Annotated in this window: 12 protein-coding genes and 2 pseudogenes; 9 read left to right on the plus strand and 5 right to left on the minus strand. The window is 72.4% G+C overall.

The window, feature by feature from the left end; genetic code table 11:
- Positions 1-38: 38 nt before the first annotated feature.
- The 3 genes and pseudogenes from DEJ15_RS13115 to DEJ15_RS13125 form a co-directional block, all read right to left on the minus strand.
- A complete protein-coding gene (locus DEJ15_RS13115; RefSeq protein WP_110824508.1) occupies positions 39-2,117 on the minus strand; it encodes a hypothetical protein in 2,079 nt (692 codons plus the stop codon).
- Between the two features lie 265 nt (positions 2,118-2,382).
- Positions 2,383-2,898: pseudogene (locus DEJ15_RS13120) on the minus strand (glycosyltransferase family 2 protein); the annotation flags it as partial.
- A 110-nt stretch (positions 2,899-3,008) separates the two neighbouring features.
- Positions 3,009-3,440 (minus strand): glycosyltransferase family 2 protein, encoded by a 432-nt coding sequence (locus DEJ15_RS13125; RefSeq protein WP_284175106.1) that lies wholly within the window; start codon positions 3,438-3,440, stop codon positions 3,009-3,011.
- 147 nt (positions 3,441-3,587) lie between these two features.
- On the opposite strand from DEJ15_RS13125, the gene DEJ15_RS13130 reads away from it, so the two are divergent.
- From DEJ15_RS13130 to DEJ15_RS13175, 9 genes and pseudogenes are all read left to right on the plus strand, one after another.
- Positions 3,588-5,054 (plus strand): glycosyltransferase family 2 protein, encoded by a 1,467-nt coding sequence (locus DEJ15_RS13130; protein ID WP_284175107.1) that lies wholly within the window; start codon positions 3,588-3,590, stop codon positions 5,052-5,054.
- Positions 4,951-6,156 carry a glycosyltransferase family 4 protein gene (locus tag DEJ15_RS13135; RefSeq protein ID WP_284176211.1) on the plus strand — a complete coding sequence of 402 codons (1,206 nt, stop codon included), beginning with the start codon at positions 4,951-4,953 and terminating at the stop codon, positions 6,154-6,156. The genes DEJ15_RS13130 and DEJ15_RS13135 overlap by 104 nt, the downstream gene beginning before the upstream one ends.
- Before the next feature lie 523 nt (positions 6,157-6,679).
- Positions 6,680-7,126 carry an ABC transporter permease gene (locus DEJ15_RS13145; protein WP_284175108.1) on the plus strand — a complete coding sequence of 149 codons (447 nt, stop codon included), beginning with the start codon at positions 6,680-6,682 and terminating at the stop codon, positions 7,124-7,126.
- Between the two features lie 65 nt (positions 7,127-7,191).
- On the plus strand, positions 7,192-8,370 hold the full coding sequence (locus DEJ15_RS13150) for an ABC transporter ATP-binding protein (protein WP_284175109.1): 1,179 nt from the start codon (positions 7,192-7,194) through the stop codon (positions 8,368-8,370).
- A gap of 1 nt (position 8,371) precedes the next feature.
- Positions 8,372-9,352 (plus strand): glycosyltransferase, encoded by a 981-nt coding sequence (locus DEJ15_RS13155; RefSeq protein ID WP_284175110.1) that lies wholly within the window; start codon positions 8,372-8,374, stop codon positions 9,350-9,352.
- A complete protein-coding gene (locus DEJ15_RS13160) occupies positions 9,283-9,513 on the plus strand; it encodes a hypothetical protein (RefSeq protein WP_284175111.1) in 231 nt (76 codons plus the stop codon). Before DEJ15_RS13155 ends, DEJ15_RS13160 begins: the two co-directional genes overlap by 70 nt.
- An 84-nt stretch (positions 9,514-9,597) precedes the next feature.
- A complete protein-coding gene (locus DEJ15_RS13165; RefSeq protein WP_284175112.1) occupies positions 9,598-10,371 on the plus strand; it encodes a glycosyltransferase family 2 protein in 774 nt (257 codons plus the stop codon).
- A gap of 71 nt (positions 10,372-10,442) precedes the next feature.
- Positions 10,443-10,706: pseudogene (locus DEJ15_RS18655) on the plus strand (glycosyltransferase family 2 protein); the annotation flags it as partial.
- A 175-nt stretch (positions 10,707-10,881) separates the two neighbouring features.
- Entirely contained in the window at positions 10,882-11,547 is a 666-nt protein-coding gene (locus tag DEJ15_RS13175) for a hypothetical protein (RefSeq protein WP_284175114.1), read from the plus strand.
- 49 nt (positions 11,548-11,596) lie between these two features.
- On the opposite strand, the gene DEJ15_RS13180 is transcribed toward DEJ15_RS13175, so the two are convergent.
- Positions 11,597-12,118 carry a glycosyltransferase family protein gene (locus tag DEJ15_RS13180; protein WP_502866108.1) on the minus strand — a complete coding sequence of 174 codons (522 nt, stop codon included), beginning with the start codon at positions 12,116-12,118 and terminating at the stop codon, positions 11,597-11,599.
- Positions 12,119-12,258: 140 nt separating this feature from the next.
- Positions 12,259-13,002 (minus strand): hypothetical protein, encoded by a 744-nt coding sequence (locus DEJ15_RS13185; protein ID WP_284175116.1) that lies wholly within the window; start codon positions 13,000-13,002, stop codon positions 12,259-12,261.
- Positions 13,003-13,320 lie beyond the last annotated feature (318 nt).

Here is a 13,320-nt window from a genome sequence, read left to right on the forward strand (position 1 = left end):
CACCGGGACCGGGGCCTCGTCGAGCGGGAGCGCCGGGGTCAGCGGACGGTGACCGTCCGGCAACCGAGCGTGGCGTTCGGGCCGCCCTGCGAGTCGATGGCGTACGCGCACACCGACCGCGACCCCTTCTTCGCCGTCAGCTTCACGGACCACCCGTGTTGGGCCCCCGCACCCGGGTACGCGCTGTCGACGTCGTACCGCGTGGCCCGGGCGAGCACGCGCTTGCCGACACCGTCCACGTAGACGTCCACCGAGACCGGGGTCGCCTTCGTGTCCGGGTCGAGCGCCCAGCCGGCGGCCGTCACGGAACCGGTCGCAGCCGTCACGGTGTCGAGGCTGCCGACCGGCAGCGTGTTGCGGACGGTGACCTGCTTGCAGCCGATCGACGCCTTGGCCGGCCCGGCACCGACGCCGTTCGCCGTCACGCACACCTCGTGCGTGCCGATGGCCGCCTTCCAGGTGCCGGAGAACCCGTGGGAGGTGCCCCATGCCGGGTAGGTCTTCCCCACGTCCTGACGGGTGCGGTCGGCGCGGATGCCGTGCCCCACGCCGTCGATGAAGACGCGCACGGTGATCGGGTCGGTGGTGTCGCCGTCGAGCGCCCAGCCGGCGACCCGGATCGAGCTCGACGTGGTGGGCAGGCTCGTGATCTTGCCGATCGGCGTGCTGCCCGGCGAGGTGACGCTCTTGCACGAGCCCACGCGACGGTCCTCGCCGGCCTTCACGTTGACCCCGGTGACGCAGTAGCTGTGCGCACCGACCGTGGTCGGGACCGTGACGACGAACCCGTGCCGTCCGCCGAGGGCGGGGTAGGCGGCGGCGACGTCGGACCGGAGCACGTCGGCGCTGACGCGGGTGACGTACCCGCCGTCGCGGTACACGCGGACGCCGATGGCGCCCTTCGCCTCCGGGTCGACCGCCCAGCCGGTCAGCGTCACGGTGCTGCCCTTGTTCGCCACGACGGAGTCGAGCGACCCGGTGGGCGACCCGTCCTTCACGGTGACCGTCTTGCACCCGAGGGACGTCCCGGTCTTCCCGTCGGCGGACTTCGCCGTGACGCAGACCTGCTGCGATCCGGGCGGCGCGTCGATCGTCGCGGTGAAGCCGTGGGCTGCCCCGAGGCCGTAGGCGGCGGCGATGTCCGACCGCGTCGTGTTCGCCGTGATGGTGCGGTTCGCCGACCCGACGGCGACGACGACCTTCGTGCTCGACTTCGTGGTGGTGTCGAGGGCCCAGCCGTTGACGGTGACCGTGTTCCAGGACGCGGTGACGCCGTCCAGGTTGCCCTTCGCGGTCGTGGGCGAGCCGGTGGTCGACCCGAACCAGTCCGTGTACATCCGCCAGAAGTTGCGGTTGCCGTAGGCGGAGCAGCCGTCACCCGTGCCGTAGAGGTTGTTCAGCGCTGCCGTGTTCGGGGTGTACGGCGTGTAGTAGTACAGCGCAGCGGTGGCCTTGTTCTGCACCGCGACCGACTTCGTGCCGCACGAGGTCGGGACGTTGTACTGGATCGCGCGGGTGCCGCCCGGGTTGAACCAGGTGAAGTAGTTGCTCGTGCCCGGGGGGTTGCCGTACCGCTTCCACTGCCAGGCCGACCAGTAGATCTGGTTGCCGACGCCCGCGTAGGCGGGGTCGCAGTGGCCGCCGACGTTGTCGGGGCACGCGTAGCCCATCGCCCGCTCGAGCACGGCGGCCGACGGGCCGCGGGAGGTGACGAGCCCCTGTTCCTTCTGCAGGGTGACGAGCATGACCTTCGGGCTGATGCCGCAGGCCGCGCCCACGCGCGTCAGGATCTGCGCGGTCGACAGCGACGAGCCGCCGGTCACCGCGCCGCACATGGCGTCGGCCGAGCGGCTGTTCATCGAGTACCGGCCGTTGCGGAGACACCCGCTGTTCGTGCAGGACGACACCTGCGCGTTCAGGAACGACTGCACCTGGTCGACGGTCATCGACGTGCCGTTGTAGAAGTTGGCGTCCGAGATGATGTTCCCGGCCTGGAACGACGAGCCACTCAGGGCGCTGGCGGGTTCCTGGTGCGCGGACGGACCCGCGATCTGGAAGCCGACCAGGACGCTCGCGACGGCGAGCACACTGGCGGCGATGGCGACGAGCTTCTTCACGTCGGAGGCCTTTCCGGGGGGCGGCGACGGGGTGGGTCCGGCACGCGGTTCGGGAGACGTGTCCGTCGACCCCTGATGGCGGCGGAACACACGCGCCACAGCAGCGTACCTGCGCCACAGCGATCACACAGCCCCCCAGCATGACCCCCCGAACGGAGGGCCATGGTCCACCCTGTCCGGGAGGCTCGGCTCAGCCCGCACCGCCGCGTGCGCCCGGTGGTCCCGGGCTTCCCGCCGTCGTCGCCGCCGGCGCCTGAAGGGAGGCTCAGGCGGCCGAGGTGTCACGGCGCGCAGCGCCCTGGAGCGACGCCTCGACGGCGCGGCGTGCCGCCGGGCCCGTCCTGTCCGACCGGCGGAGGCGGCGCGCCCGCCGGAGCGCGGCAGGTGCCTCCCGGACGAGCCGTGCCCACGCGGCCGGGGTGAGCTGTGCCCGACCCGGTCGGAGGAGGTCCTCCAGCATGCGGACGACGGTGCGCGCGACGACCCGGGTGAGCATGCCGGCCGTCGCGTTGCGGGCGGTGACCAGCAGCCGGTTCCGCATGCTCTGGTAGCGGACGAGGGGCGAGTCGCTCCCCGAGCTCGCCGCGTGCCGGTGGACGACGACGGCGTCCGGGGCGGAGCCGATCCGGTGGCCGGCCAGCCGCAGCCGCCAGGCGAGGTCGAGGTCCTCGTAGTACATGAAGAGGGACTCGTCGAAGCCGCCGACCGCCTCGACGGCCTGCCGCCGGAGGAACGCGGCACCGCCGGAGAAGCCGAAGAGCGGCGCGTGCTCGGGGGGCGTCGTCGACCGGTCGGAGCCAGTCCCGGTCGCGGCCGTTGCCGTTGCGGTCGAGCACGACCCCGGTCCCGTTCACCAGGGTCACGCCACCGGTCGCGGTCCGCCGCCACCGGCTACCGTCGGCGGCGACGAGGTCGTCGTCCGAGCGCGGTGCACGGCCGTCGACCGCGACGAACCGCCCCTCGAGCACCGCCGTCGCGGCGACCGCAGCGGTCCCGGCTCCGCCGGCCGCCAGCGCGGCCAGCCCACGGTCCAGGAACCCGTGGTCCGCGACGGCGTCGTTGTTGACCAGCACGACCACCGCCCCCCGTCGACGCCGCCATGCCCCGCGCCACCCCGCCGGCGAACCCGGCGTTCGTCGGCTCCGGGACGACCACGAGCGACGGGAAGTCCGCGCGGTAGTCCCGCACGGTCGCCTCGTCGGCCTCGTTCACGACGAGGACGACCTCGACCGAGGCGTCGACACGCTGCGAGAGCACGGACTCGACGGCCCGGCGGGTGAGGACGGGCTGGTGCCAGTCGACGATGACCACGGAGACGTCCACGCCGACAGTCTCCCAGGCGCACGGGCGCGGGCGAGCACGGCGCACCCCGGGAGGCCCGTGGACTTCTCGGTATAGTGGTGCCGCCTTCCGGGGCACCCGCGGCGCGCCCTCCGCGCTCCGCTGCCAGTCGACGTACGGAGTCCACCCATGTCCTCTTCCGCGCCCCGCGTGTCCGTCGTCGTCATCAACTTCCGCGGCACGGACGACACGCTCGAGTGCATCGCCCGACTGAGCGAGGTCGACTGGCCGGCGGACCGTCTCGAGATCGTCGTCGTCGAGAACGGCTCCGGCGACGACAGCGAAGCACGGCTCCGTGCCGCACTCGGCGACCAGGCGAACGTCCGGATCATCGTCTCGGCGGAGAACCTCGGCTTCACTGGCGGGAGCAACCTCGGTGCCCGCGAGGCCACCGGGGACGTGGTCGCGTTCCTCAACAACGACGCGAAGCCGCACGTCGACTGGGTCAAGGAGGGCATCGCCGGGTTCGCGCCGAGCCCCCGCGTCGCCGCCGTCGCGAGCAAGGTCCTCGACTGGGAGGGCCGCACGATCGACTTCGTCGAGTCCGGGCTCAGCTGGTTCGGGATGGGCTACAAGAACCACATCGCCGAGCTCGACGACGGCCGCTTCGACGAGCCCCAGGACCTGCTCTTCGGCACCGGGTCCGCGCTGTTCGTCCGTCGTGACGTGTTCCTCGAGGTCGGCGGGTTCGACGAGGGCCTGTTCATGTTCTACGACGACGTGGACCTCGGCTGGCGCCTCAACCTGCTCGGCTACCGGGTACGGTTCGCGCCGCGCTCGGTGGTGTTCCACAAGCACCACGGCTCGATGAAGTCGTTCGGCGACCACCGCGAGATGTACCTGCTCGAGCGGAACGCCCTGCACCTGCTCTACAAGAACCTGTCGGACGAGAACCTCGGCGTCTTCCTCCCCGCCGCCCTCGCCCTCCTCGCCCGCCGCGCGGTCGCGAAGAGCGGTCGGGACTCCGAGGAGTTCGACATCCGACGCTTCACCGGCGCGCCCGACGAGTTCGACGCGCTGACGCCGATCTCGAAGGAGACCGTCGCCGGGTTCTTCGCGCTCGACCAGTTCGTGGCGGACCTCCCCCCGCCTGTCCGAGGAGCGTCGTCGGATCCAGTCGCAGCGCGTCCGGAGCGACAAGGACGTCTTCCGCCTGTTCGGCGACGCCTTCAAGCCGCTCTTCGAGGACGGCTACTTCCTGGAGGGCTACCGCGCGATCCTCGAGGCCTTCGACATCGAGGCGCCGATGCACCGCACGAAGGTCCTCGTCATCACCGGGGACGCCCTCGGCGAGAAGATGGCGGGCCCGGGCATGCGGGCGTGGAAGATCGCGGAGGCCCTGTCCTCGGACAACGACGTGCGCCTGGTCACCTGGAACGTCGCCAACCGGAAGTCCGACGCCTTCGAGGTGACGCGCGTGCCGCTCCAGCACGAGCGCGCGATGCGCGAGCACGAGGAGTGGGCGGACGTCATCTTCTTCCAGGGCTACGCGCTGCACCACTTCACGACCCTGCAGAAGTCGAACAAGATCATGGTCGTCGACCTCTACGACCCGATGCACCTCGAGCAGCTCGAGCAGGCCCGGGACAACGGTGACGTCGGCTGGCGCAACCAGGTGACGAGCACCACCGAGGTCATCAACGCGCAGCTCGAGCGCGGTGACTTCTTCCTGTGTGCCTCGGAACGGCAGCGCCTGTTCTGGCTCGGGCAGCTCGCCGCCGTCGGTCGCGTCAACCCGGACAACTACCTGGCGGACGACAACCTCAACAAGCTCATCGCGATCGCGCCGTTCGGCATGGACTCCCGGCCGCCGCAGCACGAGCGCAAGGCGATCCGTGGCGTCACGCCCGGCATCGGCGAGGACGACAAGGTCGTCATCTGGGGCGGTGGCATCTACAACTGGTTCGACACCCCGTCGCTCGTCCGCGCGGTCGCCCAGGTCGCCGAACGCCACGACGACATCCGCCTGTTCTTCCTCGGTGTCGCACACCCGAACCCGGACGTGCCCGAGATGGCGATCGTCGCCGAGACGCGCCGCATCAGCGACCAGCTCGGACTGACCGGCAAGCACGTCTTCTTCAACGAGCAGTGGGTGGCGCTGGACGACCGCCAGAACTACCTGCTCGAGGCCGACGCGGGTGTCAGCACGCACTTCGCGCACATCGAGACGACCTTCTCGTTCCGCACCCGCATCCTCGACTACATGTGGGCGAACCTGCCGATCGTCACGACCGACGGCGACAGCTTCGGCGACCTCGTCGCGGCCGAGGGCATGGGTGTCGCCGTGAAGGAACGCGACGTCGACGCCCTCGCCGCCGCGCTCGAGTCGATGCTGTACGACCCGGAGGCCGCCGCCGCCGCCCGGGCTGCCGTCAGCCGCGTCCGCGACGACTTCACGTGGGAGCGTGCGCTCGCTCCCCTCGTCGAGTTCTGCAAGGACCCGCAGGTCGCCGCGGACCGCGCGCACGACGCCGCCGTGCCGGCGGGATCGGTCACGGCGGGCAGCCGTCCGCGCGTCGCGCTCAGCCCGGCCCGTCAGCGCGAGATGCAGTTCCACGAGATCGCGAACAGCCGCCACGGCGTCGTCCGCGACGTCCGACTCGCGACCTGGTACCTCCGCCAGAACGGCGTGTCCGGTCTCCGGGACAAGGTCCAGAACCGTGTGCGCATCATGCGCGAGAGCAAGAACGGGCGCTGACCGTCGCAGCGGCCCCGCCCGGAGGCCGATGTACAGTTGTCCGTCGCCCCAGCGCACCTACGTGAGGAACCCATGAGCAACATCGTCAGCGAGCGGTTCGAGCGTCTCCGTCAGGAGCGCATGGCCCCCGCCGGTCGTCCTGCGACCGCGGTGCTCGGGTCGATCCGCGAGGTGTTCGCCCACCGGCAGCTGCTCGACCTGCTCATCCGGCGCGACCTGAAGTCCCGGTACAAGGACAGTGCGCTCGGATTCGCGTGGACGCTGATCCGTCCGCTCGTGCAGCTGGCGATCTACTACTTCGTACTCGGCCAGATCCTCGGCGCGTCGCGGAACATCCCGGAGTTCGCCATCTACGTGTTCTCCGGTCTGACGCTCTACGGGCTGTTCAGCGAGATCGTGGCCTCCGGGACGGCGTCCATCGTGTCGAACGGCGGGCTCATCAAGAAGGTCTACCTGCCACGGGAGATCTACCCCCCTGGCCAGTGTCGGTGCCGCGCTGTTCAACTTCGGCGTCCAGCTCGTCGTGCTCCTCGCCGCAGCGGTCCTGCAGAGCGGCTTCGACTGGGTGCGACCCGACCTGCTCTACTTCTTCCCGGCGACGCTCGTCATCCTCATCTGGGCGACGGCGCTCGCGCTCCTGCTCGCAGCCGCGAACGTGTACCTGCGCGACATGCAGTACCTCGTCGAGGTCCTGGTCCTGCTGCTCATGTGGGGCTCGCCCATCGTCTACAGCTGGCAGATGGTGTCGAACGCGGCGAACACCTGGCTGCTCAACCTGTACACGGCGAACCCGATCACGCTCGCGGTCCTCGGGATCCACCGGGCGTTCTGGACGGCGGGCAACGACTCGCAGTACCCGTCCGACCTGCTCCTCCGCCTGGCCGTCGCGGGCGTCGTCGGTCTCGTCGCCCTCGTCGCCTGCCAGCGCGTGTTCGCCAAGCTGCAGGGCAACTTCGCCCAGGAGATCTGATCCGATGAGCATCGACAACGACCTGACGCAGGCCACGACCTCGCCGTTCTCCGACGCCCCCCGCCGTGGTCACGGTGCGGAACGTCTCCAAGCGCTTCACCATCCGGAAGGACAACTCGCTCAAGGAGCGCGTGGTCACGCTCGGTCGCGCCGGCCGCCGGCACAGCGAGGACTTCTGGGCGCTCAAGGACGTGAGCCTCGACATCCCGGCCGGAACCACGATCGGGCTGCTCGGCCCGAACGGCTCCGGCAAGTCGACGCTGCTGAAGACCATCGGCGGCATCCTCGAGCCGACCACCGGCACCGTGGAGCGTCGCGGTCGCCTCGCCGCCCTCATCGAGCTCGGTGCGGGGTTCCACCCGGACCTGACCGGCCGCGAGAACGTCTACCTCAACGCCGCGATCCTCGGGCAGACGCAGGAGGAGACCGAGGCCCGCTTCGAGGACATCCTGCAGTTCTCCGGGATCGGCGACTTCATCGACACCCAGGTGAAGTTCTACTCGTCCGGCATGTACGTCCGGCTCGCCTTCGCGGTCGCGATCAACACCGACCCGGACGTGCTGCTCGTGGACGAGGTCCTGGCCGTCGGAGACGAGCAGTTCCAGAAGAAGTGCCTCGACAAGATCCGCGAGTTCCAGGAGCAGGGCCGCACGATCATCCTGGTGTCGCACTCGCTCGGACAGGTGCAGGAACTCTGCGATTCCGCCGTCGTCCTGCACCACGGCGAGGTGATGTTCCAGGGGTCGGCACGGCTGGCCGTGAAGAACTTCCGCGAGATCCTCGAGGACCGCCGCGTCGCCGAGGTCGAGGCGAACCACCCGGAGGAGACCGCCAGCCCGGGCAAGGTCGAGCACGTCGAGCTCGAGATCCCCGGCAAGCCCGCGGGCGCCGAGCACCGCCACGGCGACGACCTCGTCGTCCGCGCGACGTTCTCCCACACCACGGTCCTGCCCGAGTGGCGCGCGGGCATCAAGATCGAGAACCACCTCGGGCACCCCGCCTTCGGCGTCGACAGCCGGCAGCTCGAGACCCGTCACGACCCCCTGCGCGGGACCGCGACCGTCGAGTGGCACCTGCACGACCTGCGGCTCGGCGGCGGCCAGTACTTCGTGCACGTCTTCCTGGCGAAGCCGAACGGGGAGCACATCGTCATCCAGCGCGAGGCGGCGCGCTTCGTCGTCGTCGACGAGGACACGCAGTCCGGGATCGCCTGGACGCGGACCACCGAGCGCCAGGTCAGCTGAGGTGCGGGCACTCCCCGTGCTCGTCGACGCCACCTCGATCCCGCCGAACCGCGGCGGCGTCGCCCGCTACATCGCCGGGCTGCTGCAGGGCCTCGCCGAGCTGGACGTCCGTGTCGACGTGGTCGTCAAGCCGGGCGACCTCGCCTGGTTGCGCGGGATCGCACCCGGACACCGCTACCACGCGGCACCGCGGTGGACCGCCTCCCGCCCGCTGCGCCTCGTGTGGGAGCAGACGCTGCTGCCGGTGACGGCGCGTCGCGTCGGCGCCGAGGTCCTGCACAGCCCGCACTACACGTTCCCGGTGACCCGGGCCTCCCGGACGGTCGTCACCCTGCACGACGCGACGTTCTTCTCGGACCCGGCCGCGCACTCGCGCCTGAAGGTGCTGTTCTTCCGGACCTGGACCCGTCTCGCACGGCGACTCGCCCGACGGACGGTCGCGCCGAGCGCGGCCACCGTCGCCGAGCTCGACCGGTTGGCGGGTCGGTCCGCGCGTCCCACGGTCGTGGCCCACCTCGGGGTCGACCGCACGCTCTTCCGGGTGCCGACGGCCGCGGAGACGGCCGCCTTCCGTGCGGAGCACGCGCTCGGCGACGACGCGTGGATCGCCTTCCTCGGCACGGTCGAACCGCGCAAGCGGGTGCCGGAGCTCATCGCCGCGCACCGCGCGCTCACCGCACGGGCCGCCGACGGTGGCGGCGCGGCGGTGCCGGCGCTGCTGGTCGCCGGCGGACTCGGCTGGGACGAGGACGCACGCGCCGAGCTCACCGCCGCGGGTGACGTCCCCGGTGCCCCGGTCCGCTACCTCGGGTACCTGCCGGTCGAGGAGCTCCGCGCGTTCCTCGGGGGGGCGCGCGCGTCGTGGTCTACCCGAGCACCGCGGAGGGCTTCGGCCTGCCGGTGCTCGAGGCGATGGCCTCGGGCGCGGACGTCCTCACCACCCGTCGACTGGCGATCCCCGAGGTCGGCGGCGACGCCGTGACCTACACCGAACCGGACGCCGGCCCGATCGCGGACGCCCTCGCGGCGCTGCTCGCCGAGGCGCCGGAGGTCCGCGCCGAGCGGGTCGCACGCGCCGAGGCCCGCGCCGCGACCTTCACGTGGGCCGCGTGCGCCGAGCGCCACCTGGAGGTCTTCGCATGAGCACGGACACGCACCCCGCGCGGGTCGCCGTCGTCACGGTCACGTACGAGTCGGTCGACGTCCTCCCCCCCGTTCCTCGCGTCGGTGCCGGCCGCCAGCGGACGCGACGTCGAGGTCGTCGTCGCGGACAACGACTCCACGACCGCCGACGAGCTCCGCGCGGTCACCGAGGCCGCCGGTGCCCGGTTCGTCGCCGTCGGTGCGAACCTCGGCTACGGTGCGGCCGTCAACCGGGCCGTCGCCACCCTCGCCCCCGAGGTGCGCTGGGTGCTCGTGTCGAACCCGGACGTCGTGCTCGAACCGTCCGCCCTCGACCGGATGGTCGCGACGGCGGAGTCGGACCCGACGATCGGCGCCGTCGGCCCGAAGCTGCTGGAGACGGACGGGCAGGTGTACCCGTCGGCGCGGCTCGTGCCGTCCCTCCGCACCGGTCTCGGGCACGCCGTGTTCGCGAACGTCTGGCAGGACAACCCGTGGACGAGGCGGTACCGGCAGGACGGCGACCACACCGGCCGCCGTGACGCGGGCTGGCTCTCGGGCGCGTGCGTGCTCGTCCGCCGCGACGTGTTCGACCGCCTCGGCGGGTTCGACGAGGGCTTCTTCATGTACTTCGAGGACGTGGACCTCGGCTGGCGGATCGGCCGGAGCGGCTACCGGAACGTGTACGAACCGGCCGCCGTCGCCACGCACGTCGGTGGGACCGCGACCCAGGGGTCCTCGGACCGGATGCGCCGTGCGCACCACGAGAGCGCCTACCGCTTCCTCGCGCAGAAGTACTCGGCCTGGTGGCTCTGGCCGCTCCGCGTCGCGCTCCGGGTGGCGCTCACCGTCCGCGCCCGCGCCACGCACACGCGCTGAACCCCGATAACCTCTCAGGGAGCATCCCCACCCGAACCGGAGCGCACCCCATGATCCTCGCCGTCACCCTGATGGTCCGCGATGAAGCGGACGTCATCACCGCCTGGCTCGACCACCACGTCGCCCAGGGCTTCGACGTCTTCGTCATCACCGACAACGGGTCGGTGGACGGCACGGCCGAGCTGCTCGCCGCCTTCGCCGAGCGGGACGACGTCACGGTGGACCTGCGACACGACCCGGTGCACCGGAAGCAGCAGGGCGTCGTCGTCACGACGATGGCGCGCGAGGCCGCATCGGTCCACGGCGCGGACTGGGTCGTCAACGCCGACGCGGACGAGTTCATCGTGCCGGTCGACCGGACGCGGACGGTCCGGCAGGTCTTCGAGGAGCTCGACCCGGTGGTCGGCGCGTTCTTCGTGCCCGTCGTCAACCTCACCGGCGCGATGGCCACGTCCGGTGCCGGCCTCGAGCGTCTCCACTGGCGGGACGAGCGCTCCGTCGACGAGCTGCGTGCCGCCGGCCTGGTCGCTCCCCCCGACCCCGAACACCGTCCACGTCGGCGACCCGGGCGTCACCGTCGTGCAGGGCAACCACCGGGCGAGCGTCGCGAACGGCGCCCCCGTGCCGGCCGGGCTCGAGCTCGAGGTCCTGCACCTGCCGTGGCGGTCCTGGGCGCAGTACGAACACCGTGTCGACGTGAGCGGTCGGAGCTACGAGGCGAACCCGGACCTGACCCCGAGCCCCCGGCACCACGGCATGCGCGACTACCGGCGGCTGCAGGAGGGGGTGCTGCAGGCCGTGTTCTCGCTCCGCTTCGTCACCGACGAGGACGCCGCGGCCGGCCCCTTCACCCGCGACGACACGATCGCCGAGGTGCTGCGTCGGGCCGGTTCGACGGCGCTCGACACCCCGGCCGAGCCCCTCGTCCCGGCCGACGAGCTCCACGAGCTGCAGGCCCTCGGGCGTGCCGTGGCGTCACGCGACCAGCGGATCGACGAGCTCGAGGACGCCGTGCGCGCGGCCGAGGCGACCGCGACGACGCTGCGGGAGACCGTGCAGTTCGAGCGGGAGCGCGCCGAAGCCGCCCGGGCCGAGACTGCGGCGTTCCGCCAGCGCCGGATCGTGCAGGTGGCCGACCGGGCCGCCGGTCTGGCCCGCCGGGTCCGCTCGCGCTGACGTCGGACAGCGCCCGGGCCGAGCCCGGCTCGATGCGGGCCGGACCCGGTCAGGTCGTCCGGTGCTGCCGGTGCTGCCGGACGGCGTCCACCAGCGTCTCCGCTCGCCGGCGGAAGGAGTGCTCGGTCCCGATCCGCGCACCGCGCTCGGCGCGTTCGTCGTCGGAGGCCGTGTCCCGCCGACCCAGCAGCGTCCGCAGTTCGGCGACGTCGCGGTAGGGCAGGACCGCCCCGCCGAACAGCTCCTCGACGCCGGGCACCGGGTCCGTCACGACGAGCGCACCCGACGCGGCGGCGTCGAACAGCCGGTTCGACAGGAAGCCGTCCCGTGCCATGTCGTCCCAGTGGTCGTTGAGGACCACCCGGGCGCTCCGGTACAGGGCCGGCAGGTCCTCGTTCGGCACGAACGTCCCGCGGTGCACCCCCCTCCGGCACCCGGCCGGCCCAGCCCTCGCCCCACACGGCCAGGTCCGCCCCCGCCTGCAGCGCGTCCGAGACGACCGGCCGGAACACCTGCCGGGTCTTGCCGACGAACACGGTGTCCAGGCCGGCGTACGCGTCCTCGGCGGCACCGGGGTGGAAGCGGGCCGGATCGGTCGCCTGCAGGAGCGGGGCCACCGGCAGGCCGGTCGCCGCCTCGGTCCGCTCGGCCCACACGGGCCCGGCCGCGAACCGCAGGTCGTACCGGGCGAGTTCCGCGGGCGTCACGAGGTCAGGGTGCGAGATGACCCAGAGCACGTTGGTGGCCGAGGGGTGCACCGGGGTGTCGTCGAGCCCGCGCAGCGTCAGGGTGACGTCGTCCAGGTGCTCCGACAGCGGACGGGCGTGCGACTCGCGGTGGTCCACCACGACCTCCTGCCCGAGGGACCGCAGGGCCGCGGCCAGGTCGCGCGCGAAGAACGTGTCCCCCCCAGTCGTCGCCGCGCGGGCCGGGGTGTGCGGCGATCCGGACCGACCACCGGAGCCGCTCGCCGCGCTCACGCGCCGTCAGGCGCGACGGGCCGCGTTCGGCTCGGAGGACCGGTTCGCGGAGGGCCACCGGTGCCGCGGCGGGGTCGGCGGCCACGGTGCCCACGGCGAGCTCGAGCGCGGCGAGCACCCGCTCGGCGCTGTCGTCGACGCGGTCCCGCCACACCACCAGGGCGTCCGCGCCGTCGGTGTCGATGCGCCGCTCACGGACGGTCCCGGTGCGGTAGACGCGACCGAGCGGGAGCACGACGCACGTGCCGCCGGCGGCGTCGGCGGTGTCCCGGGTCAGTCGGGCGACCGCGGTGCGGGTGTCGACGGTCCGGACCGGAAGCGCGAGGTGCGCTGTGCGTGCCGCGAAGCAGGGCTCGTCGCCGGCGAACACCGCGACACCGTCGGGGAGCCGCTCGGCGTCCTCCGCCGGGTGCCCGCGCAGCAGGGCGGCCACCGGAGCGGTGCCCTGCACCAGCGCCGTGCCCGCACTCGCCACCACGTCGTCGGGGGGTGCGGACGACGGGGACGGCGACGACGGCCTCCCGGTCGGCCGGGACGGTGCCTCCCGGTCCCGCTGGCGCGACGGCGGCGACCAGTGCGGCCGCGGCGCCGTCCGGCAGCGCGATCGACGCGTCCTGCACGAGCACCAGCGGGGCGCGCAGCAGCGGCCGGGCGGCGGCGACCGCGCCGCCCCAGGTCGCCGCGACGGTGTCCCGGGACACGGTCCAGCCGTCGCCCGCCGTGACCGGCGGGTACGTGCTCGTGGGCCCGGCGTGGACGTCGTACACGGTGACGACGACGCGCGCGGCCCCCG

Source organism: Curtobacterium sp. MCJR17_043, assembly GCF_003224315.2.
Lineage (GTDB): Bacteria > Actinomycetota > Actinomycetes > Actinomycetales > Microbacteriaceae > Curtobacterium.